Raw genomic sequence first — 24,769 nt, forward strand, 5'->3', positions numbered from 1 at the left:
AACGAAGGGGTCGAGATGGCGACAGGGATGACGCGGCACCGCGTGACCCGCGTGCGGTGGAACGACGGCGCGGATGCCGCAACCACATCGACGCGGGAGGATGTCGTGGCCCGCGAAGAGCCGCTGGAGATCCGGATCGACGGCACGTCGTGGTCGGTGACGATGCGCACTCCCGGCGACGACTTCGACCTCGTGGCCGGCTTCCTGGTTTCGGAGGGTGTCATCGCTGCGCGCGATGAACTCGCCTCGTTGCGTTACTGCGCCGGATTCGACGAGTTCGGTCGCCGCGAAGAGAACACCTACAACGTCATCGACGCAGTGCTGGGCCGGGGCGCGGTTCCCCCGACGGATGCCCACGCGCGCCATTCCACGACGACCTCGGCCTGCGGAATCTGCGGTACCACCTCGATCGAGGCCGTCAGCAAGCAATCACGATTCGATGTCGCAGGTGACGGCATCCGTATCGACGCCGGCACGCTGGCGAACCTGCCCGACGTGCTGCGGGAGAGCCAGGCGCTGTTCGATCGGACCGGCGGCGTCCACGCGGCGGGCCTCTTCACCGCTGAGGGGGAGCTGCTGTGTCTGCGCGAGGATGTCGGGCGCCACAACGCGGTCGACAAGATCGTCGGATGGGCGGTACGCGAAGACCGCCTGCCGCTGTCGGGAACAGTGCTGCAGGTGTCGGGGCGTGCCTCGTTCGAGCTCGTACAGAAGGCGCGGCTCGCCGGTATCCCGGTGCTCGCCGCCGTCAGCGCGCCCTCGTCTCTCGCGGTGGATCTCGCGGCGGCATCCGGGATGACGCTCGTCGGCTTCAGCCGCGGTTCAAGCCTTGCGATCTACACCTGCCCCGAGCGCGTGCTCGTGCCGGCGACAGCCGAGGTCGCGACCGGCTGAGTCGGCGACTGTGCGGAGCGTCCCGCTGGCAGCCACAGCGCGGCGATCGCGCTGATCACCAGCACGATTCCCCCGACGAAGACGGCGGGCCGCGCCGCCTCGACGTAGAGGTCGGGGATCAGCTCGCCACCGGCGCCGAGGAAGATCGCCGTGAGCACGGCAGTACCGAGGGCCAGTCCGATCTCGCGCACCGTCGAGTTGACCCCGGATGCTTTCGCGTGATCGACGATGCCGAGGGTCGCCAGCAGGGCCGTCGCCGACGGCGCGAACACGAGGCCCATCCCGACGCCGGCGATGACGAAGGGGGCGATCATCGCGGCATACGGGGTGTCGAGATCCAGGATGGCGGTGAGCCAGATCAGCGCTGTCGCTTGCATGACGAGCCCCACGACCATCAGGATGCGGGTGCCGACGCGCGGGGCTATCAGGCCCGCGAGCGGTGCGATCACCATCGGCGCCAGGGTCCACGGCGTCGTGCGCACCGCGGCTTCCCAGGGGGAGGCACCCTGCACGACCTGCATGTACTGGATGAGCAGGAAGATCGCGCCGAACGTACCGAAGCTGAAGCCGAAGCCGGCGATGTTGGTGACGGTGAAGCTGCGGTCACGGAACAACCGCATCGGAACGAGGGGCGCTGACGTGCGGGCCTGCCAGGCGACGAATCCAGCCAGGAGCGCCATGCCTGCGACAAGCTCCGCGATGACTCCAAACGAGCCCCAGCCATCGTCGTTGCCGCGAACTATCGCGTGGACAAGCAGGACGACGCTCGGTGCGATCATGACGGCGCCGAGGAGGTCGAGTCGCACGCGTGCTCCACGGTCATTGCGCAGCGCCCACAGCGCGAAGGGGATGGCGAGGATCGCGATGGGAACGTTCAGCCAGAAGATCGCCTGCCAGTTCCAGCCCTCCATGATCGCACCGCCGACGAGTGGGCCGACGGCGACCCCGAGACCCGAGACGCCACCCCAGATCCCGATCGCGAGCGGACGGCGCTCGGGGGCGACACCGCCCGAGAGCAGCGCGAGCGACAGGGGGAAGATGCCGGCCCCGCCGAGTCCCTGGACGGCGCGGGCGACGATCAGCTGCGACGGATCGGTGCTGAGGGCCGCGAGCACTGACCCGATCCCGAAGACGGCGATTCCGATCGCGAAGACCGTGCGGCGCCCGAATCGGTCGCCGAGGGCGGATGCCAGCAGGATCGCTCCGGCGAAGGCCAGCGTGTAGGCGTTCACGAACCACTGCAGCTCTTCGACGCTCGCGCCGAGGTCGCGGTGGAGCACCGGCAGGGCGTTGGTCATCACGAGGTTGTCGAGCGTGGCCATGAACATCGGAACCGACGCGGCCGCGACCACCAGGCCGAACGCACGATGCCGCGGTGCGGTGAGGTGCGAGGGCGGCGCAGGAGCCGGATCGAGCGTGGTGGTCACGGGATGCCTCCGTTGATGTAATCGGATGATTACTTGGAATGTAGTAATCGACTGATAACATGTCAAGCATGGCTCAGAACGGCACACAACGGCGCATGAGTTCCGACGAGCGCCGCGCCGAAATCCTGCTCGCGGCTCACGCTGTGTTCGGGGCCCGCGGGTACGAAGGAGCCACCACAGACGAGGTAGCTCGCGCCGCCGGCGTGAGTCAGCCGTACGTGGTCAGGTTGTTCGGAACGAAGGAATCGCTGTTTCTGGCCGTGTTGCACGACGCTCTCGATCAACTGCTCGACGGATTCCGCGCCGAACTCGACGCCCCCGCCGACGCTCCGGCGCAGGAGCGTATGGGGGCTGTCTATCTTCGGCTTCTCCAGGTGCGGGGACTCCACCAGACCCTCTCGCACGCGTTCCTTCTCGGCGGTCATCCGGTGATCGGACCCGCCGCCCGCCAGGGCTTCGTGAAGGTCTGGCGCTTCCTCCGCGACGAGGCCGGATTCGACCCTGACACCGCCCAGGCGTTCCTCGCCGAGGGCATGCTGATCAACACGATGATCGGGTTGCGCCTCATCGACGAGGTGGACGCCGATGACGGCATCCATGAGCTGTTCGAGACGTGCTTCCCGACCACGATGCGCGCCGTCCGCGACGTCGCGCCCCGCGGCAACGAACCGTGGTGATGGCTGTGCGGCGCCTCTTCCGAGCGGCGAACCCACACCTTTCGCCGCGAACCCACGCGATCCGGCGCGTATCGCGTGTGGGGTGGGACCGAAACGTGTGGGTTCGGCGCGGGGCTGGGATCACGCGCGGCGTCGCCGCACGCCACCGGTAGGCTGGGGCGCGTGACCATGGAGATCGAGATCGGCCGCGCCAAGCGGGCTCGCCGCGCGTACTCGTTCGACGACATCGCCGTCGTTCCCTCGCGCCGCACCCGCAATCCCGAGGATGTCTCGACTGCCTGGTCGATCGACGCGTTCCAGTTCGACATCCCGGTGCTCGGCGCCCCGATGGATTCGGTTGTGAGCCCGCAGACGGCGATCATGCTCGGTCAGCTCGGCGGACTCGGTGTCCTCGATCTCGAGGGGCTCTGGACCCGGTACGACGACCCCGAGCCGCTGCTGGCTGAGATCGCGTCTCTCGACGAGGCGACGGCAACCTGCCGGATGCAGGAGCTCTACTCCGAGCCGATCAAGCCCGAGCTCATCCGTGAGCGACTGCAGCAGATCCGTGACGCCGGAGTCACGGTGGCCGGTGCTTTGACTCCGCAGCGCACCCAGCAGCTGTACGAAACCGTGGTCGCCGCGGGTGTGGACCTGTTCGTCATCCGTGGCACGACGGTTTCGGCCGAGCACGTCTCGAGCGTCGACGAGCCCCTCAACCTCAAGAAGTTCATCTACGACCTCGACGTGCCTGTCATCGTCGGCGGTGCTGCGACCTACACGGCAGCCCTGCACCTCATGCGCACGGGCGCCGCGGGCGTGCTCGTCGGCTTCGGCGGGGGCGCAGCCTCGACGACGCGCGGGGTTCTCGGCATCCACGCCCCGATGGCCACGGCGGTAGCCGACGTCGCCGGCGCGCGCCGCGACTACCTCGACGAGTCGGGCGGGCGCTACGTCCACGTCATCGCCGATGGCGGTGTGGGAACGTCAGGCGACATCGTCAAGGCGCTCGCGATGGGAGCGGATGCCGTCATGCTCGGCGTCGCTCTCTCGCGGGCAACCGACGCCCCCGGTCGTGGATACCACTGGGGGCCGGAGGCTCACCACTCGAAGCTCCCGCGCGGTCGCCGCGTGAAGGTGGATCAGGTGACGAACCTCGAATCCGTGCTCTACGGTCCGGCTCCGGTGGCTGACGGAACCGCGAACCTGATCGGGGCGCTGAAGAAGTCGATGGCCACGACCGGGTACTCCGATCTCAAGGAGTTCCAGCGCGTCGAGGTGGTCGTCGCGCCGTATACGGGCGGATGACAGACCAGACAGTCTTTCCCCCGACCCTGCGGGAGGTCATGCTCCGACCCCGCTGGATCGGCGTCCTGCTGCTCGCGCTCGTCGTAGCGGGGGTGTTCGCGTGGCTCGGGCAGTGGCAGCTCTCGCGCGCTATCGACACCGACCCACTCCCGCCCGGGACCACCGAAGAGGTCAGGCCGCTCGCCGAGATCGCCGGGCCCGGCGAGTACCTTCCCGAGCCGCTCGTGGGCCAGCGCGTCGAGGTGACGGGCACGTGGGTTCCCGAGGATTTCCTTGTCGTTTCGTCGCGCTTCAACGACGGCATCGAAGGCTTCTGGGTCACCGGTCAGCTGCGTATCGCCGACACCGCGACGCCGACATCCGTGGCCGTCGCCGTCGGCTGGGCGCCGACGCTCACCGTCGCCGAATCCGCCGCCGAGGCGCTCGAGCAGACTGCGGTCGCGGGGGAGTCCGTGACGGTCGTCGGTCGGTTGATCTCGGACGAGGGTCCGGTGCCGCCGCCGCGCGGCGAGCCGCCGTTCACGATGACACGGATGTCGCCGGCGGCGCTCCTGTCGCAGTGGCACGACACCGCGGGCCTTGACGTCTATCGCAGCTACATCGCCTCGCAGTCTGCGCCGGCGGGCCTTGTGGACATCGCCTCGCCCGCGCCGGATGCCGGCTCCACGGTGAACTGGCTCAACATCTTCTACGCCGCCGAGTGGGTGGTCTTCGCCGGCTTCGCCTTCTACTTCTGGTACCGCCTCGCCAAGGACGCCTGGGAGAAAGAGGTCGAAGAGCTCGAGGATGCCGCGGGCGCGGCATCCGGCTCGGGAAGCGCGACCGCAACCGGCGACTAGAATGGGCCCATGCCCCGCGAGCCGAAACCGTCGTCTTTTCCGGCCATTCGCGGAGCCCTGACCTTTTACCAGGTCGCCTCGATCATCACCGGTGTCATGCTGCTTCTGCTGCTGGCCGAGATGATCCTCAAATACTCGCCGCTGCACGTCGAACTGTTCGCGGGTGGCTCCGGTGGTTTCCTCTGGTTCGCGCCGGTGCTGGTCGGCCCCGGATGCGAGTGGTACTCGCTTTTCGTTCCCGGCGGTCTCGGCTGCGACCTTGAGTCAGCGGGCGACGGTGTCAACGTGTCGCTGTCTATCCTCGTCGGCCACGGCTGGTTCTACGTCGTGTACCTCTTCGCGTGCTTCCGCATCTGGAGCCTGATGCGGTGGCGGTTCGGTCGGTTCATCGCCCTCGCGCTGGGCGGAATCGTCCCGTTCCTGTCGTTCTTCATGGAGGCACGGGTCGCCCGTGAGGTCAAGACGTACCTTGCTGCGCGCGAGTCCGAGAACCACGATCTCGCCGAACACTCCAGCGTGACCCGCCAGAACCCCACAGTGTCCTGACCTTCGCTCCTGGGTTCCAGGGGCGCCGACCGAAAGCATCCGGTGACAGAACAGACCGAGACCTCGCAGCGACCCGTCCTCGTCGTCGACTTCGGCGCGCAGTACGCCCAGCTCATTGCCCGTCGCGTGCGCGAAGCGGGCGTCTACAGCGAGCTGGTTCCGCACACCGCGACCGCGGAAGAGATTGCTGCGAAGGACCCGATCGGCATCATCCTGTCGGGCGGACCGTCATCGGTGTACGAGCCTGGCGCGCCGACGCTCGACCCGGCGGTGTTCGACCTGGGCGTTCCGACCCTTGGCATCTGCTACGGATTCCAGGTCATGGCGCAGGCGCTCGGTGGCGTCGTTGCGAACACGGGGCTGCGCGAGTACGGGGCGACGGACGCCAGCATCATCCGTGACGAGAGCGTACTGTTCGACGGCCAGCCCGCGGAGCAGAACGTCTGGATGAGCCATGGTGACCAGGTGTCCGAAGCCCCCGCCGGGTTCGAGGTACTTGCCCGCACCGGTGCCACCCCGGTCGCGGCTTTCGGCAACGACGCTCGCCGCATGTACGGTGTGCAGTGGCATCCCGAGGTCAAGCACTCCGACCACGGGCAGCGCATCATCGAGAACTTCCTGCACAAGGCTGCGGGCCTCCCCGCAGACTGGAACAGCGGCAACGTCATCGCCGAGCAGGTCGATCGGATCCGCGCGCAGGTCGGCTCGGGTCGTGTGCTCTCGGCGCTGTCGGGAGGCGTCGACTCAGCCGTGTCGACGGCCCTCGTGCACAAGGCAGTCGGTGACCAGCTGGTTGCCGTGTTCGTCGACCACGGACTGCTACGCAAGGGCGAGCGCGAACAGGTCGAGCAGGATTACGTGGCCTCGACCGGTGTGCGCCTCGTGACCGTCGACGCGCGCGAGACGTTCCTCGAGGCCCTCGCCGGCGTCAGCGATCCCGAAGAGAAGCGCAAGATCATCGGTCGCGAGTTCATCCGTGCGTTCGAGCGGGTGCAGCGCGAACTCGTCGATGAAGCCAAGGCTGGCGGCGAGCCCATCCGGTTCCTGGTGCAGGGCACGCTCTACCCGGATGTCGTCGAGTCCGGTGGCGGTGCCGGTACGGCGAACATCAAGAGCCACCACAACGTCGGTGGGCTTCCCGAAGACCTGCAGTTCGAACTCGTCGAGCCGCTGCGCACCCTCTTCAAAGACGAGGTGCGCGCGATCGGACGTGAATTGGGGCTTCCTGAGGTCATCGTCGGCCGCCAGCCCTTTCCGGGGCCCGGTCTTGGCATCCGCATCGTGGGTGAGGTCACCGCTGACCGCCTCGAGATCCTGCGTGATGCCGACGCCATCGCTCGCGAAGAGCTGACGAAGGCGGGGCTGGATGCCGAGATCTGGCAGTGCCCGGTCGTGCTCCTCGCCGACGTGCGGTCGGTGGGTGTCCAGGGCGACGGGCGTACGTACGGGCATCCGATCGTGCTGCGTCCCGTCTCGAGCGAAGATGCGATGACCGCCGACTGGACGCGGTTGCCGTACGACGTTCTCTCCCGCATCTCGAACCGCATCACGAATGAGGTGCGTGAGGTCAATCGCGTCGTGCTGGATGTCACCTCCAAGCCCCGGGGACTATCGAGTGGGAGTGACGCTTGCGGCGTTCCCGCTCGACGGAGGTGCTGTGTGGAACTCGACCGCGGGAGCGGGCGAGTGGGAGTAGCCCCCGGCGGCGGCGCGTTGCCGGCGGCGCGGTACCTGATTCTCGCGTCCCGGCTCGTTCCTGACCGCGACGGTGGTTTCACGATTTCGGTGCTCCGGCGGGCCATCGACATGGCCGCGGCAGGCGCTGACGTCACGCTCCTGACCGTCGACCCCGGTGAGACCGCCGACCACGACGCTCATCGAGCCGAGTGGGTGCGTAGGGGGCTCCTGGGAAGCCGGGAGAGCCTTCGGAATCTGTTCGATGACGTACGCTCCAATCCGTCGTGGCTGCGGCGTGCGGCGACTCCGGGGCCGGTGCCGTCATCCCCGTGGCCGACGCGGCCGATCGTCGATGACTCGGGCGCGCCGGTGCTCGACCTGCCGGTTGTGAGTGGTGACGCCGCGTGGCACCTGACTGACGCTCCGGTTCGGGTCTACGACAAGGGCGCCGTGATCGGATGGCTGCCGGGGTTCGGCGGTCTTTACCGTGCCTGGGTGAACGTAGTCGCGGCAGAGGGGGCGGAGGGCGGGTCCGACGCCGAGCGCGCGCCCGTCGTCGTGCTCTGCGAGGCACGTCAGATCGGTGAGACGCTGGTCGCCGAGGGCGAGCCCGCAGTGGATGCCGGCATCCGCGTGCTGCACACGACGCACGCCTGCCATGTGCTCTCTCCGTTCCGATGGGACTCGCCGATGGATGCCGCGTGGGAGCGGTGGTTCGAAATCGCCGACCGGTTCGACGGTGTGCTGTGGCTCACGCCCTCACAACGCGACGACGTCGAGCGCCGATTCGGCGCGCAGCGGCTGCGATCGTTCGTCGTGCCGCATCCTGCGCCGGTCGTGTCGGCGCCGAGCGATCCTGTTTCTGGTCGCATCGTCATCCTGAACTCGCTCATTCCTCGGAAGCGTGTCGATCATGTGCTGCGGGCGCTTCCTGCGGTTCGTGCCGCGGTGCCTGCCGCGCACCTATTCGTGTACGGCGACGGCGCTGCGGGCGCCGAACTGCGCGCTCTCGCGACCGAGCTGGGCGTTGAGGATGCTGTCAAGTGGATCGGTCACGTCGCCGATCCCGCGACGCAGGCCTGGGCATCCGCCGACGTTCTCGTGCTCGCCAGCACGAACGAAGGTCAGCCGCTGGTCGTTCTCGAGGCGCTGGCGGCCGGCGTGCCCGTCGTCGCGTACGACATGCCCTACGGACCCCGCGACAGCCTCGCGCACGGAGGCGGGGTGCTTGTCCCCGATGGCGACGTCGACGCCCTCGCTGCAGCGCTCATCGACGTGCTCTCGGATCGCGAGCGCCGGGCGGAGCTTTCGGCCTCGGGACGAGCCGCTGCCGCGGCGATGGATGCTGCGGCATCCATGCGCGCCCTCGGGACGGCCGTTCGCGCCGCCCTCGCTGATCCCGTCAGCCGCTGACACCCTCCCTCGCGCCGCGGACACTCGGATGCAGAAGGGCCGCCCGACTCCGAGGAGTGGGGCGGCCCATCAGCGGATCAGTGCGTCAGTTGCTGCCGCGCAGGATCGCGAGGATTCGCAGGATCTCGACGTACAGCCACACGACGGTGACCATGATGCCGAAGGCGCCGAGCCACGCGTACTGGCGCGGGGCGCCGTTGCGCACACCCTGCTGGATCGAGTCGAAATCGAGCACGAGCGAGTATGCCGCCATGATGACAACCAGGATGCCGATGATCACGCCGAGCGGGATGCCGAAGATCTTCACTTCGCTGAGCATGCCGAAGGCGCCGCCGGCAATCGGGACATTGAAGATCATCAGCATCACGTTGACCAGCGAGAAGACCAGGTAGCCGACCATCGCGATCATGAAGACCTTGGTGGCCTTCTTGGAAGCGCGCACCTTGCCGCTCGCGAACAGGGCGAGCGTCACGCCGACAACCGCGAGGGTACCGATCGTGGCCTGGATGACGATGCCGGGCCAGATGAACTCGAAGAACGCCGAGATGGCACCGATGAACAGACCCTCGAAGGCCGCGTAGCCCCAGATCAGCGCGGGGCGGATCTTCTTGCGGGACGTGAAGATCACGACCATCGCGAGGACAAACCCGCCGAGCGCACCGATGATCCACGGCACCATCGTCGGGTTCGGGTTGGTCGCCGTGACCGGTGCCATCGTCCACATCCACCCGGCGACAGCGGTCACCAGCAGGATGGCGAACAGGCCGATCGTCTTGATGACGGTGTCTTCGACAGTCATCCGTCCGGTCTCGATCGCACCGGCCGACGGTGCTGCGTAGGCACCTTCCAGCTGAGCGTCGACGGCGGCGTCAGTTGCCGCAGCCGGGGGCGCGTACTGCGTCTGCGCTCCGAAACCGGGCTGGCCGCTCGTCGGGTAAGCGCGGCCCGCGCCTTGCTCCTGGAACGCGGGGTTGTTGAATGCGGGGTTGTTTCCAGCCGCCACGAGTTCACACTCCAAAGTTCGTGAAAAACAGCCGTCTGCTGTTGATCAAGGGTATCGGATGGGTGCGCTCGTATGACCGGCGACCGCTGTGAAGCCGCTATGAACGACTAGCCTGAGCGCGTGAGCAGGCCCCTCATCATCGGCCACCGCGGTGCGCCCGGCTACCGCCCCGAACACACGCGCGGCTCCTATGAGCTGGCGATCGAGATGGGCGTGGATGCCGTGGAACCCGACATCGTCGTCTCGAACGACGGGATCCTCGTCATCCGCCACGAGAACGAACTGTCGACGTCGACCGATGTCGCAGATCATCCGGAGTTCGCGCAGCGCCGCACGACCAAACGCATCGATGGACTCGACCACGTGGGATGGTTCGCCGAGGACTTCACCTGGGACGAGCTTGCGACCCTCCGATGCCGGGAGCGGATTCCCGGCATCCGCCCGGGAAGCGCCTCCTTCGACGACCAGGAGCCCCTGCTGCGTCTTCGTGACCTGCTTGCGCTGCTCGATGAGCATCGCGCTCGCGGTCGGGAGGTCATCCCGGTGATCGAGGTCAAGCACGCGTCCTACTTCGCGGAGTGCGGCCACGACATGGCAGCGCTTCTGGACACCGAGCTCGCCTCGACAGGATGGAAGGGTCGTCGGGTCGTGATCGAGTCGTTCGAACTGACGATCCTTCGCCGACTGCGCGAGCGCGGGACGCACGCCGAACTGGTGTTCCTGCTCGAAGCGGGCGGCATCCCCGCCGATCAGCTCACGGACCCGACCTCGCGGAGCTACACCGAATGGATGACGCCCGAGGGATTGGATGTCCTCGCCGCCCATGTCGACGGGATCAGCCCCGACAAGACCGTCATCCTCGCGCCGGATGCCGAGGGTCGCGCGACGGGTCCGGCACCTGTGGTCGCCCGGGCGCACGAGCGGGGGCTGGCTGTCTTCACCTGGACGTGTCGTCCCGAGAACGCGTTCCTCCTGCCCCCGTTCCGTACGGGCGATCTCGCGGACTACGGCGACTGGCGCAGCGAATGGGCAGTGCTCGCGCGGGCGGGTCTTGACGGTGTCTTCGTAGATCATGCCGACCTCGGCGTCGAAGTGTTTGGCACCGAACCGATCGGCGAGGGGGGTTGACACTCCGGGTACGGCGCGGGAGCCTAAGCCCACGGTAACGGCGGCACGGCAGGGTGCGGCAGGGGGTGATTGCGGTGGCCGGGACGCACGCGGATACACTCCGTGTGCAGCCGTGGGCACAGGTGGCGATCGTCCTGATATCCACGGTGACGCTCGTCGCCGGAGTCGTCGTCGATGGGTCCCCGTTGGTTGTTCCCGTAGCGATCTCTCTCGCGGCCCTCATCGGTGGGACCATCGTCGTGTTTTGGGTTGAACGGCGCGAGACCTCCGTCGACACCCGGTGGCTCGCGGTTGTTCCGTTGATCGACATCGTCGCCATCGCCGTCATCGCCGCACCGCTGTCTCACGAACTGCAGCTGGCCAGTGCCCTGGTGATCCTCCCACTGAGCTGGTTGGCGGTCGCCTTCGATCCGGTGTCGATCGTGATCGGTGTGCTCGTGTCGGCATCCGTCCCCGCATCCCACGCGCTGGCGACCGACTCCTGGCCGCAAGAGGCTGTGGACTGGGTTCCGTTCGTGTTGGCACCCATCGTCATGTCCGTATTCGCGACGTCTGCATACGTCGTCGGTCGGCAGCTGCGTGAGAACCAGCGTGCGACCGACGCGACGATGGAGCGGCTGCGGGAGGAGTCCCGGGCGCGGGCTGCGGATGTCGCGACGATGACCGCTATCGAGGAGGGGACCGAAGATGCCGTGGCAGTCTTCGACCGTGCCGGTGCGCTCCTGCGGATCAACGCGACGGCACGACGCCTGGCATGGCAGTCGAGGCTCGACTTCCGCCGACCGGGATTGGGTGATCACCGCGTGTTCGCTGCCGATCGCCTCAGCCCCGTGACCTTCCCCGATGAGGCGGTGAAGACCATCATCGATCGGATGTTCACGATCGAACACGTCGCGTGGCTGGGGGCGCCCGGCGATCAGGTCGCGGTGCATTACCGGATGTTCCCGATCGCCACGGAGGGTGAGCTCGTCGGCGCAGCCATCATCGCCCACGACGTCACCGAACTGGTGGAGGGCATCGAGGTGCGCGATCGCTTCCTCGACTCCGTCGGGCACGAGCTGCGAACGCCGCTGACCGTTCTGCTCGGTGAGACCGATCTCGCCCTCATGAGCGATGTCCCTGAGTCGGTCGCGAGCCGCCTCGCGGCGATAGACGCCGCAGCGAGTCGTCTGCTCACGACGGTGGAACACCTGACCGCTGCAGGCCGCGAGTCGGTGGCGATGCTGCGGGACACTGCCGAGGTTGCGATCATCACAGGCGACACCGTCGCCACCCATCGCCCCCTTGCCGACGAGTGCGGTGTCACGCTGCACGTGAGTAATCGGGCTGCCGGCCACTCGCACGTCGACACGCGCGCGTTCCGCGCCATCTTGACGCAGATCCTCGTCCACGCGATTCGGTTCACACCGGCCGGCGGCGAAGTCGTCGTCAGCACCGACGTTCTGGGTGACAGTCGTCCCGTCGTCGAGATCCGCGATACCGGCGTCGGGATGACAGAGACGGAGCGCCGTCGTGCGTTCGAGAGGTTCTACCGATCCGACTATGCGCGTGACAACGCGATACCGGGCGCCGGGGTGGGCCTGTCGATAGCGAAGAAACTCGCCGACCAGGCCGGTATCGGTGTCGAGTTGCTCCCCGCAGTGGGTGGGGGACTCTCGCGCGTCTCGTGCTTCCGCGCGCCACGGCTGACCCGATCACTGCCGCCGCCGAGGAGTCGGATGACGCGTGACGATTCGACGGAGATCCGTGTGCAAGGGGTGAGCTGACATGGATGGTCGCCTGCGGCACGGCGGGGGGGAACGGTTGCCCACCGCCGATGGCCCGCGCGTGGCATCCGACTCCGGGGCACGCATCGTGCTGTCGCTGCGAACCCAGCCCTGGGCACAGTTCGCGTTGCTCGCAGCCGCCGTCGGGGTCATGGCAGTCGCACAGATCTACGGCAACGGGGTGCTCACAACGGCTGCGCTCGCCGGTTTCGGCCTCATCCTTGCCGGGGCGATTGCCAGCGGCATCCTGGCGCGGGTGCAGCCGCAGTCGCATACGGGGTGGATTGCGCTCATCCCTCTCGCGGCGCTCGTCGGGATCCCGCTGATCCGCAACGATGCCCTCGAGGTGGTCGACGGCATCGGCTTCATGATGGTCTTCCCGCTGGTCTGGCTCGGCGCCGGGTTCTCGCTGCCCCGATCGTCGTCGGCATTCTGCTCGCGGGCGCGATTCCCCTCATGCCTTCAATCAGTGCGGGTCGCGCGCCGGACTCCGCGCCTGAGTGGATCGCGTTCGGGTTGTTCCTCGCGTTCGCTGCGCTCATCGCACTCTCGGCGTTCGGGACCGGTCATCAACTTCGACGGGAGGTCGCCAACCGTGAGGCGGCCCTTGCTTCCTCGGAGGCAGCAGCCGAGGCGAGGGAGCGCCTTTCGGCCATCCTGCAGGCGGTTTCGGAGGCCACCGATAACGCCGTTCTGGTCTTCGGCCCTGATGGGAGCGTCCTCACGGCGAACGACGCCGCCCATCGCCTGGCCCGACTGGCCGGAATCGACTTGACCGGAGAACCCGCGCTGGCCGGTCGAAAGATCTACTCCGCAGACCGCCGGACGCCGCTGTTCCCCTCGCCACAGACCGTGACGGCACTCGCCCGCAGCGGCGAGGTGCGCGGCCGCATCGCGTGGCTCGGCGACACCGACCAGGTCGCGGTGAGCTATTCGGCCAGGCCGATCTTCCGGGGCGGTGAGCCCCTGGGCACGGTCCTCATCGCCCACGACGTCACCGACCTCGTGGAGGCGATCGAGGTGCGCGATCGCTTCCTGGATGCCGTGAACCACGAACTGCGAACCCCGCTGACCGTGCTCATGGGAGAGACGGAACTGGCGCAGACCGAGGAGGTCTCTCCCCGGGTGGCAGCCCGCCTCGAACGGGTGGATTCGGCCGCACAGCGCCTGTTCACCACCGTCGAACATCTGCTCTCGGCGTACCGTACGTCGGTACGCGCGCTCCCGAACACGACGAGCGTCGCCCTGACCGTCGGGGACGTGATCGAGCGCCTTTCGTCCCTCGCCCGTGAGCACGAGGTGACCGTGGCCTTCACCGATCACGGCGTGCAGACCGCGAGCGTGGATGCCCGCAGTCTGGGCGGCATCATCGAGGAGCTTCTGCGAAACGCCGTGCTCCTTTCGCCCCGCGGTGCCACTGTGGCGGTTCACGCCAGCCGCGAGCGGGATCGGCCGATGATCGAGATCACAGACAGTGGTGTCGGCATGAGCGACAGTGAGCGGCGGCGTGCGTTCGACCGGTTCTACCGCACCGACTTCGCCCGTGAGCAGGCGGTGCCGGGGGTGGGGCTCGGTCTCTCGATCGCGCGGAACCTCGCCGATGCGAACGGCATCTCGATCGAACTCGAGCCCGGGCCTTCAGGCGGGACCCGTGCACGCCTCACCCTGCCGCCGGCGAGTCCCGCCGCGGGCGCGCTGGGCTGACGGTCTCCATCGTGCCGTCGGGGTCCGCGAGGCGCTGAAAGCCTCGCGTAGGGTGGCACCATGGATGCCGCCACTGATCCGACCGGAGCTGTAGCGACGGGCATTGTCGCGACCGGTTTGCGTCGCTCGTTCGGCAGGGTCGAGGCGGTCCGCGACGTCTCGTTACGTGCGCGCGCGGGAGCCGTCACGGGTCTTGTCGGCCCCAACGGCTCGGGCAAGACGACACTGTTCCTCATGCTCGCCTCGCTGCTGACTCCGGACGCCGGCACGATCCGCATCGGTGACGTGGATCCGATCGAGCAGCCCCACGCGGCGCGTGCGCTCCTCGGTTGGATGCCGGACTCCCTGGGCACCTGGGGGGCGCTGTCCGCCCGGGAGACGCTGATCGTCACGGGGCGACTGCACGACCTTCCGAAGGATGTTGCCAGGGCGCGCGCGGACGAGCTTCTCGAGCTCGTCGAACTGACCCCGCTCGCCACCGCGCCGGCTCGCGTGCTCTCACGCGGACAGAAGCAACGTCTCGGGCTTGCGCGCGCGCTCGTGCACGACCCGCGCGTGCTCCTGCTCGACGAACCCGCATCGGGGCTCGACCCTGCTGCCCGCGTCGAGCTCCGGCACCTGCTGCGCCGGTTCGCCGCTGAGGGCCGCACGGTGCTCGTGTCCAGCCATGTGCTCGCAGAGCTCGAGGAGGTCATCGATGATGCGGTGTTCCTTCTCGAGGGCAGCTCCGTGGAGGCTGGCGCGGCGATCGCCGGGCGGCGCACCCGCGACTGGCGAATCCGGGTCCTCGGCCAGCCGACGGATGCCGTCGCATCGGTTGCCGCGGCGCTCGAATGGCCGGCGGATGCGGTGCGCATCGACCGGTCGGATCTGCTGATCGCGCTCGCGACGGACGACGACGCCGCGGGGGCGCTGCGTCGACTCGTCGAACGCGGCATCGCGGTGACCGAGTTCGCCCCCGCCGTCGGGGATCTGGAACAGACCTTCCTCGACCTTCGCGGAGGTGAGAGCGCATGAGCGGGTCGCGCCTGTGGACACTTGTCCGTCTCGATCTGACCCAGCGGGTGCGCAGCGTCGCCTGGTACGTGATGCTCGGCGTGTTCGCCGCGATCCTCGTCGTGGTCACGGCCCTGTCGTTGCTGTCGTTCTCGTACGCGGGGGGCGCGGGCGCGGGCGCCGGCGTCTACTCCGTTGTGGTCTTCGTCGTGCTGCTGCTGGCGGTCCTCGTCTCGCCCACCCTGTCGGGCAACGCGATCAACGGTGATCGGGATGCCGCGAACCTCGCGCCCGTGCAGGTGACGCTCGCGACGACAGCCGAGATCGTGCTCGCCAAGTTCGTGGCGGCGTGGCTCACGGGACTCTCGTTCGCCGTGATCGCCGTGCCGTTCATGCTCGTCGCCGCAGTCAGCGGCGGCGTCGACCCGCTCGTGGTGTTCGTGTCCCTCGTCGTGTTGATCGTGGAGATCGCGATCATCGCGGCGATCGGTGTGGGCCTCAGCGGGATCCTGGCCCGCCCGTTGTTCTCGGTCGCCGTCACATATCTGGTGGTCGCGGCCCTCGTCATCGGCACGCCTATCGCGTTCACCCTCGGTGGGGCTGCGGTCCGGACAGAGGTCACCCAGTCCTACCGCAGCTACGTCTACGACGAGACGGGCATGACCTCGAACCCGCCCGAGTGCGGCCCGTGGGAGACCACCACGTACGAGGTGCCGAGGTTCGATACCGTCTGGTGGATCCTGTCGGCCAATCCCTTCGTCATCCTCGCTGACGCGACACCGGCGCGCTTCGACGCGAGCGGGTACCCGGAAGACCTCTTCGGGAACTTCTCCTACCTCGTGCGCAGCGCTCAGATCCCCCCTCAGGACAGCGTCGTCACGTGGGATGATTGTGCGCGGACGCCGCCGGTGCAGCCGACACCCGAGGAGATCTACAACCAGACGACGCCGAGCTGGTTCGTCGGGCTGGCCGTGCAGATCGTGCTGGCGGGGGCGCTGTTGTGGTGGGGCGGGTCGCGCACCAGAACCCCGTCACGCACGCTGCCGCCCGGCACGCGCATCGCCTGACCCGAACTCCCAGTAGCGTTAGGGAATGAGTTCGGCGGTGCGGCGCAGCATCCTCGCTGTTGTCACGGTCGTCGTGCTGCTCGCCCTGGGTGCCGGCGTTGCTGTTGTCGTGACTGATGCTCTCGGCATCCGTGCCGAACCCGCGGTCCAGATGCAGCCCGAGCCGCCTGCCGGTGCCCCCGCGATGGCGGTCGTCGCGCCGCCGCGGTTCACGTCCGTCGATGCCCCCAGCGGGCCCCGCTATGACGCTGCGCTCGACGAGCTGCTGGATGCCGTGGCCGATGCCCCGCGGAGGGGCGCTGACGCGACCCTGACGGTCAGTGCGGGTGATGATCCGCATGATGAGACCTACCGGCTCGAGGGCGATGCTGCCGCGCTGACGATCGTCGCGGCGGGGGAGGCCGGTGCGGTTCGCGGCATCTACGACCTCGCTTCCCGCATCCGCGCCGGGGAACCGGCTGTCGTGGACGTCGGCGTCGACGTGGGGTCCCGTCTGCCGCTGCGCATGGTCGATCTCGGTGCGGTCGGGGTGATTCCGGATGCCGAGGCCTGGGCCGCCGGCACCGACTACTCGCACGCATCCCGCGCTTTCGAAGACGTCATCCTGCCCGAGGCGCCCTACATCGACGAGGACGCGCTTGCCGAAGCGTACGGCGAGTTCGACGCGTTCCTGCGTCACGTGCTCGCAGACGGCTACACGGCTGTGGCCTTTCCCGGCTTCGTCGAGTACGTGACGTTCGACGGGGTCGACGGGGTGTACGCGGACGGCGACGATCACCGGGCCCGGGCCCTCGCGCTGCGGGACGCGTTCACGCCGTTCTGGGATCGGGCCGACGAGCTGGGTATGGACGTTTTCCTGCGCACCGACATGCTCGCTCTCACGAGCCCGCTCGAGCATTACCTCGTGGGCCGGTTCGGTTCGCTCGATACCGCGAATCCCGCGCTGTGGGACGTGTACACGAGCGGGCTCGACGAGTTGTACACGGCGGCTCGCGCCGTGGACGGCATCCTGATCCGCATCGGCGAAGCCGGCGAGGTCTACGACGTTGCGGGCTGGGACGTGTTCTCGAGGCTGGCGGTGACCGAAGCGCCCCAGGTCCAGGCGATGCTCGCCGCCTTCACGTCGCAGGCCGAGGCATCCGATCGCGAGGTGATCTTCCGGTCGTGGAGCGTCGGGGTCGGCGCCGTCGGCGACATGCACACCAATGTGGAGTCCTACGACGAAGTACTGGCCGGTATCGACTCGCCCGCGCTGATCGTGTCGACGAAGTACACCCTCGGTGACTTCTACAGCTGGCTGCCTCTCAACGACACTCTCGCGCAGGGCGACCAGCGCCGCATCATCGAGTTCCAGAGCAGGCGCGAGTTCGAGAACTTCGGGGCGTTCCCGAACGATCTCGGTCCCGAATACCAGTACGCACTGCAGACTCTCGTGGCCGAGAACCCCCGTATCGAGGGCGTCTGGGTGTGGACCCAGGATGGCGGCCCGTGGCGCGCCGGTCCCATGACGCTGTACCTGAAGACCGGCTTCTGGCAGTTGTACGAACTGAACACGCAGCTTGCCGGTGCCTTGGCGCGGGACCCCGATACCGATGTCGCCGCGATCACAGCAGGATGGGCGCGCGAGTGGTTCAGTGATGACCCCGCAACCGTGTCGGCGATCACCGAGGCCATGGCGCTCTCGCGTGAGGCGATCACGCAGGGTCTGTACATTCAGCCGTTCGCTGAGCAGCGGGTGTTCGCCATCGGGCTCGAGCCGCCGCCGATGATGTGGATCTTCGAGTGGGACATCCTCACCGGCGACTCCGCTGTTCTCGATGTCATCTACGAGGTGTCACGGGACCAGATCGATGAGGCGATCGCGGGTGGGGAGCGGGCGGCCGCCGCTGTCGATGAGATGCAGGCCCTGGTCTCGGGCACGGATGCGGCGACGTGGCGTGACTCCGCAATGCGGGATGCGTTCCTGGGAACTCTGGCCTACGAAGCCGACGTCCTGCACCTGCTCTCTTCATACCGGGCGATGATCCTGCATCAGGCGCAGTGGCACGACACCGGGTCGGCAGAGGCCTACGCGGCGTGGCAGGCCGACCGGGACGTGTTCGCCGCCCTCGCCGCTGAACATACGGCGACCTACGCCGGCGACGTGGACTACCCGGCGTACAACCTGACCGCGGCCCAGCTGGGTGTCGAGCGGGCTGATCGTGATCTCACGATGGCGTGGATTGCCCGCATCCTTCTTGCGCTCGCCGTCGCATGGGTCGTGATCGGGATGTTGTCGTCGCGCACGCGACTTGTGCGCCGGCCCGGTGCCGCGGCTGCGCGGGCTGCGTGGCTCGCGGCGACGCGACCATGGCGGGCACGGGAATCGACCCTGGGGATGCTGCCGCTTGACCGGTGGCTGTTGATCATCGTCCCGGGCGGTCTGCTCGTCGCGACCCGCGCTGTGCAGACCTCGCTCTTGTCGTGGACCCACCTGGCCGTCGTGCTCGGAGCCTGGCTGGTGTTCCTGGTCGTCGTGCGCTTGTTCGTGCGCGAGCGCTCGCCGTGGCCGGTGATCGCCGCCGTCGGTGGCGTGCTGGTGCTGCGCAGCATCCTGACCCTCCTCGCGCTTTCGTTCACGGGTCCAGGCGGATACTGGTTCGTTTTCTGGACCGATCCGCTTCGCCGTTCGATCTACATCACGATCGCGTTCGCGCTGTTCGTGTGGTTGTTCGTCGCGGCGGGGTGGGCGTTGTCGAGCCAGTTCGGCGCTCGGCGCGCGACCGGAATCGTGCTGGCTGGTGTCGGGGCCGGGCTGGCGATTCCCGCCATTGTGGTGGGGCTCGTCGGGCTCGAGTCGGCGTTGACACTGTGGAACGACGAGATGGGACTGCTGCCGTGGGGTCTTGCGCGGATCCTTGGAATCACGACCTATCTCGACATTCCGCTCGATACCCCATGGTTCGCGGCTGGCTTTGGCGCGGTGGTCGCGCTGATCGGCGTGTTCCTGGCGCTGACCTGGCGGCGTGACGATGTGACGAGCTGACGACAGGCGGCACGTCCCATTGCTCACGGGGCAGCGCTGTAGCGCGATCCCGGCGGTGCTGACGTGCTCGATGCCGTCGCTGGTGGTGCAGCGTGTGTGGGCGCGGATTGCGCTGACCAGGCCTGGTCGGGCGGTGCAGTAGGTGCGGGCGTGGGCGGCGCTAACCCCGCCGCGCCGGGCGGTGCAGGAGGCGAAGGCGGCGTTCGCCAGGGCGGACGTTCTGGCGGCGGGGGCGGATCCCACGCCCAGGCCCACGGCGCTTTCGTCCGGAGCTGCCGAGCAGGTGTTTCTGTCCCGTCCGGTGATCGGTGGCCAGGCGGCGGAACGAGGGTGAACGGGCCGAGCCCGTCGCGAACGATTCGCCACCCGTTGTTGTGAAGCTGCATGTGATGGAACCGGCACAGCAGGATGCCGCGGTCGATGTCGGTCCTGCCGCCGTGTGCAACGTGGTCGATGTGGTGCGATTCGCAGTAGGCGGCGGGCACCGGGCATCCGATCCCGGCGCACCCGCCGTCGCGGATCGCGAGCGCAAGCTTCTGCTTCGTGCTGAACAGTCGCTGCTCGCGCCCGAGGTCCAGGGGATTGCCCCGGCTGTCGACCGTCACGTCGATGGAGCCGTGCTGGCAGAGGGTCCGGTCGATGATCGCCCCGGGGAGGGTGTCTCCGTCGTTCTCGGCGTGACCTGTGGCGATGAGGCGGCCGAGCGGGTCGCGCGGTCCCGACTGGTCCTTGACGATGACCATCCGCACCCCGGGCTGGCGGACACCGAAGACGTCGGCGGCGTCGGCAACAGCTCCTGCGCGAAGAACGTCGACGAGAAGGTCATACTCGAGCTGTTCGTTGCTGCGCGGGTCGGCGACGAGGTCCGCAGCGGCGGCGCGCTCGGCATCCGTGACGAACCGCGGCCCGCCGCGCCGGGGTCGCAGAGCCGCAGCGAGCATCGACCGCACGAACAGCGCCATCTCGTCGTCGAACGCGATGTGGCCGTGATGTTGGCCGTGCTGGTCGATCCACATCCGAATGGAGCGCTTCTCGTAGCGGTTCTGGAACCGGCACGCCGCCCCGGTCGGGTCGAGGATGTCGCGCATCTGCCGCGCCCGGCTTCGCAGTTCCTCGACCGATGCGCCCTCGACCGCCTCGTCGACGAGTGTCTCCGCCGCGACCGACCACGCGAGAGCCGCTGAGTCCGGGTCGACGCCCTCGGCTTCGGGCTCCCCGAGTCCGCCGCGGATCGCATCGTGCTGCGACGGTGTCAGTCGGCCGTTGAGGAGAGCCGCCCGGAGAGGCGCGTGCCACGGCTCCCGGACGGATGGAGCAGCGCTCAAGGGATCCACGTCGGGCGATGGTGCGTCGTCGTGATCGTGAGCGCCGCTGCTCCCGGCGTCCGCCGGCGCGCCTGACGTCTCACCTTCATCGAGCAGGGCGGCCCCGACGCGCAGCTGCCGCAGCGCGTCAGCGCGACTTCCGCCCGTGATCGACTGGATCAGCGCGGCAGGCGACGCGTGCCCCTGGCCCGCGGCCAGTCCCGAATGCCCCTGTTCGCGCCGGGACCTGGTCGCGGCGACGCCGGCGATCACCGACTGGAGGCGCTCGGCATCATTGGCGATCGCCGTGACATGACGCAGCACCTCCAGCACGGAGGCGTCGGACAGCGCCGCTGCGCCGGTGGGCAGGCCCGTGGGCTCGACATCCAGCTCGGCGAACACCGCGAGCAGATCGAGCCGCTCGCGCATTGCCGTGAGGATGTTCATGTCTTCACTACATCACCAACCTCCGACATTGACAGCCCGCGGCCCGCGCACGAAAAGTGCCTGTGGACAGGGATTTGTTTTAGCCTCCTGGGGAGGAGGCGACCTAAAGCATCGGATGCGGGTCGGCGCTCAGATCGGCATCCGGCGGCCTGCGCAAGGGTGTTCCGGCCCATCGCGAGTCGACCTACTCTCGCGACATGTGGTTCGACAGCTGGTCAGATATCGTCCGAGTGCTTCTCGTCGGAATCGCGTCCTACGCGTTCCTCATCGCCTCGATCCGGATCTTGGGCGAACGCACGCTCGCGCAACTCAACGCCTTCGACTTCGTCGTCACCGTCGCGCTCGGATCGACGCTCGCGACGATCCTGCTGACCTCGGACGTCGCGTTCGTCGAGGGGATCGTCGCCCTCTCGCTGCTGCTCCTGCTGCAGGCGGTGGTCGCGTTCGCGGCGGCGGTTTCGCGCCGCATCCGCGCCCACGACGTCCGCGCCCACGCTGTTGCGTTCGATCGAAAGCGGGGGCTTATGAACGACGGATGACTGATGCGTCGGGGAATGCTGATCGGTGCGGTCGCTGCGGCATCCATCGCGCTGACCGGATGCGCGGGGCAGGCTTTGGGCGCGCCCACGCCGACCGGTTCGGCATCACCTTCGCCTGCCGGAGTCTCCGGCACCGGCCCGACGGGCTTTCCCGGGGTCGACTTCCCCCTTGAGGCCGGTGCCCGCTCGGTCGCTGTCGAGTTCGAGTGCAGCAGTGGCCCTTACACCGTCGAACTCTCCGACTCGATGATGCTCGGGCAGCCGCCCTACTCGGGGAGTGCGCTTCGAGCCCCGTGACGGTGACCTGGCCGGTCACGGAGCGAACCACTGAAACGATGAGTGTCACGGTTAGGACGAGCGTCGACAGGCTCACCGTCGTTTCCCGCGCCGGAAAGCCGAGACTCCTCGACGCGACGGCGGGAGTCGAACCCGCTGCGCGACCGGGTATGAACCGGTGCCCGGAACCATCCGGTCCGCCGCGATACGGCGCAACGCTAACCGCGACCGCTGACGTGCGGCTGCCGTGTTTCTTACCGTGACGTCACATGTCGTCATCCGTCTCGCGGGTGGCGAGCACGTGCTGGTGAGCGAGCCGGCGGAGGGCCAGGATGGCGGGTTCGTACATTGCCGTGCCGAGCACGGCGTACGAGACTTGCTCGCTCTCGCTGAGCTCTGCCAGCGGGATGAGTTCGGCCGCCGCAATCTGCAGCAGCGGCCCGGCGTAGCGGGCGGCGGTTTCGGCATCCCAGGCGAGCCCCGCCGCCTCGATGCCGCGGATCGCCGCCTCCAGCTGCGCGACAGCGGCGAATCGCTCGTCGTAGGTGAGCCCCAGTCGCTCGATCGTCTCTCGCGCGCGGTCGGTGTCCGTCTCTTCGGCGTACGGCGGCAAGGCACTCACGGCCTTTCCGAGAGTCGCGTACGGCGTCTGGTCGGGCTCGTCGATCAGGGTGAGAATCTCCTTCACCCGGGCAAGCGGAAGCGCGCGTACGTCACTGAGCGCCTGAATCACGCGCAGGCGGGCGAGGTGTTCGTCGCCGTACTCGGCGCGCGTCGCTGAGGTCGCGGCGCCGCGGGGCAGCATCCCTTCCCGGATGTAGAACTTGATCGAGGCGACGGGGATGCCGCTTCGCTCGGAGAGTTCGGAGATGCGCACGATGCTCCTTGCCTGGATAGTTTCACTATCCTATATTGGGTATCGGCACTATCCAATACGCGCCGGCGGCGCGGAGAGTCGAAGCGGAGCATCCATGTCCCCGATCCTGTCGATCGTCGTCGGCGCCACCCTGCTGACGGTGATCACCATCGCCTACGGCGGCACGTTCGTGTTGCGCGCCACGACCGGCGGCTACCCGTTCAACGGACTACAGAAGACGTTCTTCCGGGCAGGTCACGCGCACGCCGGGGTGCTCGTCATCCTCGGGATCGTGTGTGCGCTCGCACAGGCATCCGCAGGAGTTGCGGGAGGCTGGGAGTGGGGAGCGGTCGGCGTTCTCGCCTCGGCGATCCTGGTTCCGGCGGGGTTCTTCCTGTCGGTGATCGGTCGCGACCCGCAGAAGCCCGGGCGGGCGATGGCGCTGCTGTGGACCGGCGTCGTCGTGCTCGCATTCTCGCTCGCGGTGGTCGGAGCATCCGTCATAGCTGCCGGTGTCGCGGCGCTCGGCTGAACTCCCGAGGTCAGCGGGCCACGGAGTCGGCGGCCCGGTCGAACTGACCGCCGCGCCGCTTCTCGACGATCTCTTTGCCCAGCGGCATCAGCGAGACCGGCACGAGCTTGAAGTTCGCGATCCCGAGCGGGATGCCGATGATCGTGATGCACAGCGCGAGGCCCGAGAGGATGTGCCCGATCGCGAGCCACCAGCCGGCGAGGATGACCCACACGACGTTTCCGAGGAACGAGAACACTCCCGAACGCGGGTGATCGACGACCTCGCGCCCGAAGGGCCAGAGCGTGTATACCCCGATCCGGAATGACGCGATACCCCACGGGATCGTGACGATGAGGACGCACAGGATGACGCCCGCCAGCATGTAGCCGAGGAACAGCCAGAACCCCGACAGGACGAGCCAGATGATGTTCAGGAGGGTTCGCATGGCATCCATTCTGGGCGGTGCTCCTGTGCGCGAGGTGGGACTCGGCAGAGGGGTCCGACCTGGAGCGGGGGCGCTACGAGTTGACGGCCTGGGCGTCCGCCCGCCGCCTGCTCTGAGGCTGCAACCGCTCCTCGAGAATCCGATCGGGCGCCGAATCGCACGGCTCCCGTTCGGATTCTCGGCGCCGGATCGGATTATCGATCGATGACGCCACCGGGTCAGCGCACGAGGCGCTCGCCCGCGCGAACCGGCACGGTCCAGCGGTTGGTGGGCGGCGGGAAGACGCACACGTAGGCATCCGAGAACGCGCAGGGCGGAAGGTACGCGCGGTTCAGGTCGACGGTGACAGAGCCGTCCGGCCCCGGTGCCGAGATGCGGAGGAACCGGAAGCGGTAGCTCTCGTTCCCGCTCGTGGCGTCGGAGAACGCCGCGAAGAACGAGCCGTCATCGAGCAGCTGCACACACAGTGACACGTCCCCGTGGGGCAGCGCGAGGTGGAGGACTCCATCGAAATCGTCGGTGCTCCGGTGCCCGTCGACGGCCACGGTCGGCACGCCGCGGTGAGGGGTGCGCTCCAGTCGCGTGAGGATCCGCAGGCGATCATCGAGGGGCCAGCGCTCTATCTCCGAGATCCCGCGCTGCGCAGGCGCCGACGGGTCGTAGACGCGCACCGCGACCGCGCCGTCGCGTTCGAAGCCTCGGAGCTCGAGATTGCCGGACTCCCAGCGCTCCCCGGGCGCCAAGCTGACGTCCCCAGACGTCAGCGACCCCATGGCCCGCCCGTCCTCTGCGTGCCAGTGACCGGGAACGCCGTCGAAGGAGCGTGGCGTCGGATCCAGCCAGTGCGTCGCCGCAAGCGTCGCGATTCCGCCGGGCGACCAGACTGCGGCGTCACGGCGCGCGCGCCATTCCTCGGTGGTTGTCATGGCCTGCCTTCCG

At 68.1% G+C, this 24,769-nt stretch carries 21 protein-coding genes, 1 tRNA gene and 1 pseudogene; 16 read left to right on the top strand and 7 right to left on the bottom strand.

The features are described from left to right. Window positions 1-15 precede the first annotated feature (15 nt). Complete coding sequence (fdhD, locus tag MICSW_RS02805) at window positions 16-894, top strand: formate dehydrogenase accessory sulfurtransferase FdhD (RefSeq protein WP_464496691.1); 879 nt, start codon at window positions 16-18, stop codon at window positions 892-894. Here the strand turns inward: fdhD and MICSW_RS02810 are convergent. Continuing rightward, on the bottom strand, window positions 837-2,321 hold the full coding sequence (locus MICSW_RS02810; protein WP_464496692.1) for a DHA2 family efflux MFS transporter permease subunit: 1,485 nt from the start codon (window positions 2,319-2,321) through the stop codon (window positions 837-839). The genes fdhD and MICSW_RS02810 overlap by 58 nt on opposite strands. Window positions 2,322-2,416: 95 nt before the next feature. On the opposite strand from MICSW_RS02810, the gene MICSW_RS02815 reads away from it, so the two are divergent. The 6 genes and pseudogenes from MICSW_RS02815 to MICSW_RS02840 all read left to right on the top strand — a co-directional run bounded on the left by MICSW_RS02815 (window position 2,417) and on the right by MICSW_RS02840 (window position 8,760). Further along, a complete protein-coding gene (locus MICSW_RS02815; RefSeq protein ID WP_464496693.1) occupies window positions 2,417-2,998 on the top strand; it encodes a TetR/AcrR family transcriptional regulator in 582 nt (193 codons plus the stop codon). A gap of 168 nt (window positions 2,999-3,166) precedes the next feature. Then, window positions 3,167-4,285: a GuaB3 family IMP dehydrogenase-related protein gene (locus tag MICSW_RS02820; RefSeq protein ID WP_228179478.1), complete on the top strand. Its 1,119-nt coding sequence runs from the start codon at window positions 3,167-3,169 to the stop codon at window positions 4,283-4,285. Beyond that, window positions 4,282-5,124: an SURF1 family protein gene (locus MICSW_RS02825; RefSeq protein WP_464496694.1), complete on the top strand. Its 843-nt coding sequence runs from the start codon at window positions 4,282-4,284 to the stop codon at window positions 5,122-5,124. The genes MICSW_RS02820 and MICSW_RS02825 overlap by 4 nt, the downstream gene beginning before the upstream one ends. A 9-nt stretch (window positions 5,125-5,133) precedes the next feature. After that, a complete protein-coding gene (locus MICSW_RS02830; protein ID WP_292733444.1) occupies window positions 5,134-5,670 on the top strand; it encodes a DUF3817 domain-containing protein in 537 nt (178 codons plus the stop codon). 42 nt (window positions 5,671-5,712) lie between these two features. After that, a pseudogene (gene guaA / locus MICSW_RS02835) lies at window positions 5,713-7,295 on the top strand (glutamine-hydrolyzing GMP synthase). 742 nt (window positions 7,296-8,037) lie between these two features. Beyond that, complete coding sequence (locus MICSW_RS02840) at window positions 8,038-8,760, top strand: glycosyltransferase family 4 protein (RefSeq protein WP_464498487.1); 723 nt, start codon at window positions 8,038-8,040, stop codon at window positions 8,758-8,760. A gap of 85 nt (window positions 8,761-8,845) precedes the next feature. Here MICSW_RS02840 and MICSW_RS02845 read toward each other — a convergent pair whose 3' ends face one another. Further along, on the bottom strand, window positions 8,846-9,763 hold the full coding sequence (locus tag MICSW_RS02845) for a Bax inhibitor-1/YccA family protein (protein ID WP_347424252.1): 918 nt from the start codon (window positions 9,761-9,763) through the stop codon (window positions 8,846-8,848). 120 nt (window positions 9,764-9,883) lie between these two features. Between MICSW_RS02845 and MICSW_RS02850 the strand changes: the two genes are divergently transcribed. From MICSW_RS02850 to MICSW_RS02875, 6 genes are all read left to right on the top strand, one after another. Further along, complete coding sequence (locus MICSW_RS02850) at window positions 9,884-10,891, top strand: glycerophosphodiester phosphodiesterase family protein (protein WP_292728163.1); 1,008 nt, start codon at window positions 9,884-9,886, stop codon at window positions 10,889-10,891. Between the two features lie 104 nt (window positions 10,892-10,995). Then, on the top strand, window positions 10,996-12,657 hold the full coding sequence (locus MICSW_RS02855) for a sensor histidine kinase (RefSeq protein ID WP_464496695.1): 1,662 nt from the start codon (window positions 10,996-10,998) through the stop codon (window positions 12,655-12,657). Between the two features lie 456 nt (window positions 12,658-13,113). Beyond that, window positions 13,114-14,361 (top strand): sensor histidine kinase, encoded by a 1,248-nt coding sequence (locus MICSW_RS02860; protein WP_464496696.1) that lies wholly within the window; start codon window positions 13,114-13,116, stop codon window positions 14,359-14,361. Between the two features lie 60 nt (window positions 14,362-14,421). Beyond that, complete coding sequence (locus MICSW_RS02865; protein ID WP_464496698.1) at window positions 14,422-15,378, top strand: ABC transporter ATP-binding protein; 957 nt, start codon at window positions 14,422-14,424, stop codon at window positions 15,376-15,378. Beyond that, window positions 15,375-16,424 carry an ABC transporter permease gene (locus MICSW_RS02870; RefSeq protein WP_464496699.1) on the top strand — a complete coding sequence of 350 codons (1,050 nt, stop codon included), beginning with the start codon at window positions 15,375-15,377 and terminating at the stop codon, window positions 16,422-16,424. The genes MICSW_RS02865 and MICSW_RS02870 overlap by 4 nt, the downstream gene beginning before the upstream one ends. A gap of 25 nt (window positions 16,425-16,449) precedes the next feature. Then, window positions 16,450-19,449, top strand: coding sequence for a hypothetical protein (locus MICSW_RS02875; protein WP_464496700.1), 3,000 nt, complete (start codon window positions 16,450-16,452; stop codon window positions 19,447-19,449). A 23-nt stretch (window positions 19,450-19,472) separates the two neighbouring features. Here the strand turns inward: MICSW_RS02875 and MICSW_RS02880 are convergent, their stop codons facing one another. Further along, window positions 19,473-21,200 (bottom strand): DUF222 domain-containing protein, encoded by a 1,728-nt coding sequence (locus MICSW_RS02880; RefSeq protein ID WP_292733423.1) that lies wholly within the window; start codon window positions 21,198-21,200, stop codon window positions 19,473-19,475. A 197-nt stretch (window positions 21,201-21,397) separates the two neighbouring features. On the opposite strand from MICSW_RS02880, the gene MICSW_RS02885 reads away from it, so the two are divergent. Further along, window positions 21,398-21,739 (top strand): DUF421 domain-containing protein, encoded by a 342-nt coding sequence (locus MICSW_RS02885; protein ID WP_464496701.1) that lies wholly within the window; start codon window positions 21,398-21,400, stop codon window positions 21,737-21,739. A 3-nt stretch (window positions 21,740-21,742) separates the two neighbouring features. Further along, the gene (locus MICSW_RS02890; RefSeq protein ID WP_228179451.1) at window positions 21,743-22,036 is read left to right on the top strand and encodes a hypothetical protein; all 294 of its coding nucleotides are present in this window, start codon (window positions 21,743-21,745) and stop codon (window positions 22,034-22,036) included. A gap of 111 nt (window positions 22,037-22,147) precedes the next feature. Here MICSW_RS02890 and MICSW_RS02895 read toward each other — a convergent pair. Next, window positions 22,148-22,220, bottom strand: a tRNA-Met gene (locus MICSW_RS02895). Window positions 22,221-22,280: 60 nt separating this feature from the next. Beyond that, a complete protein-coding gene (locus MICSW_RS02900; RefSeq protein WP_375237435.1) occupies window positions 22,281-22,892 on the bottom strand; it encodes a MerR family transcriptional regulator in 612 nt (203 codons plus the stop codon). A 94-nt stretch (window positions 22,893-22,986) separates the two neighbouring features. On the opposite strand from MICSW_RS02900, the gene MICSW_RS02905 reads away from it, so the two are divergent. Further along, complete coding sequence (locus MICSW_RS02905) at window positions 22,987-23,403, top strand: hypothetical protein (RefSeq protein WP_228179106.1); 417 nt, start codon at window positions 22,987-22,989, stop codon at window positions 23,401-23,403. Between the two features lie 10 nt (window positions 23,404-23,413). On the opposite strand, the gene MICSW_RS02910 is transcribed toward MICSW_RS02905, so the two are convergent. Then, window positions 23,414-23,830, bottom strand: a complete 417-nt coding sequence (locus tag MICSW_RS02910; protein WP_228179107.1) for a YccF domain-containing protein — start codon at window positions 23,828-23,830, stop codon at window positions 23,414-23,416. A gap of 218 nt (window positions 23,831-24,048) precedes the next feature. Continuing rightward, the gene (locus tag MICSW_RS02915) at window positions 24,049-24,756 is read right to left on the bottom strand and encodes a DUF1684 domain-containing protein (RefSeq protein WP_292732895.1); all 708 of its coding nucleotides are present in this window, start codon (window positions 24,754-24,756) and stop codon (window positions 24,049-24,051) included. Window positions 24,757-24,769: the final 13 nt, after the last annotated feature.

The sequence above is a fragment of the Microbacterium sp. SW12 genome, from assembly GCF_055391095.1.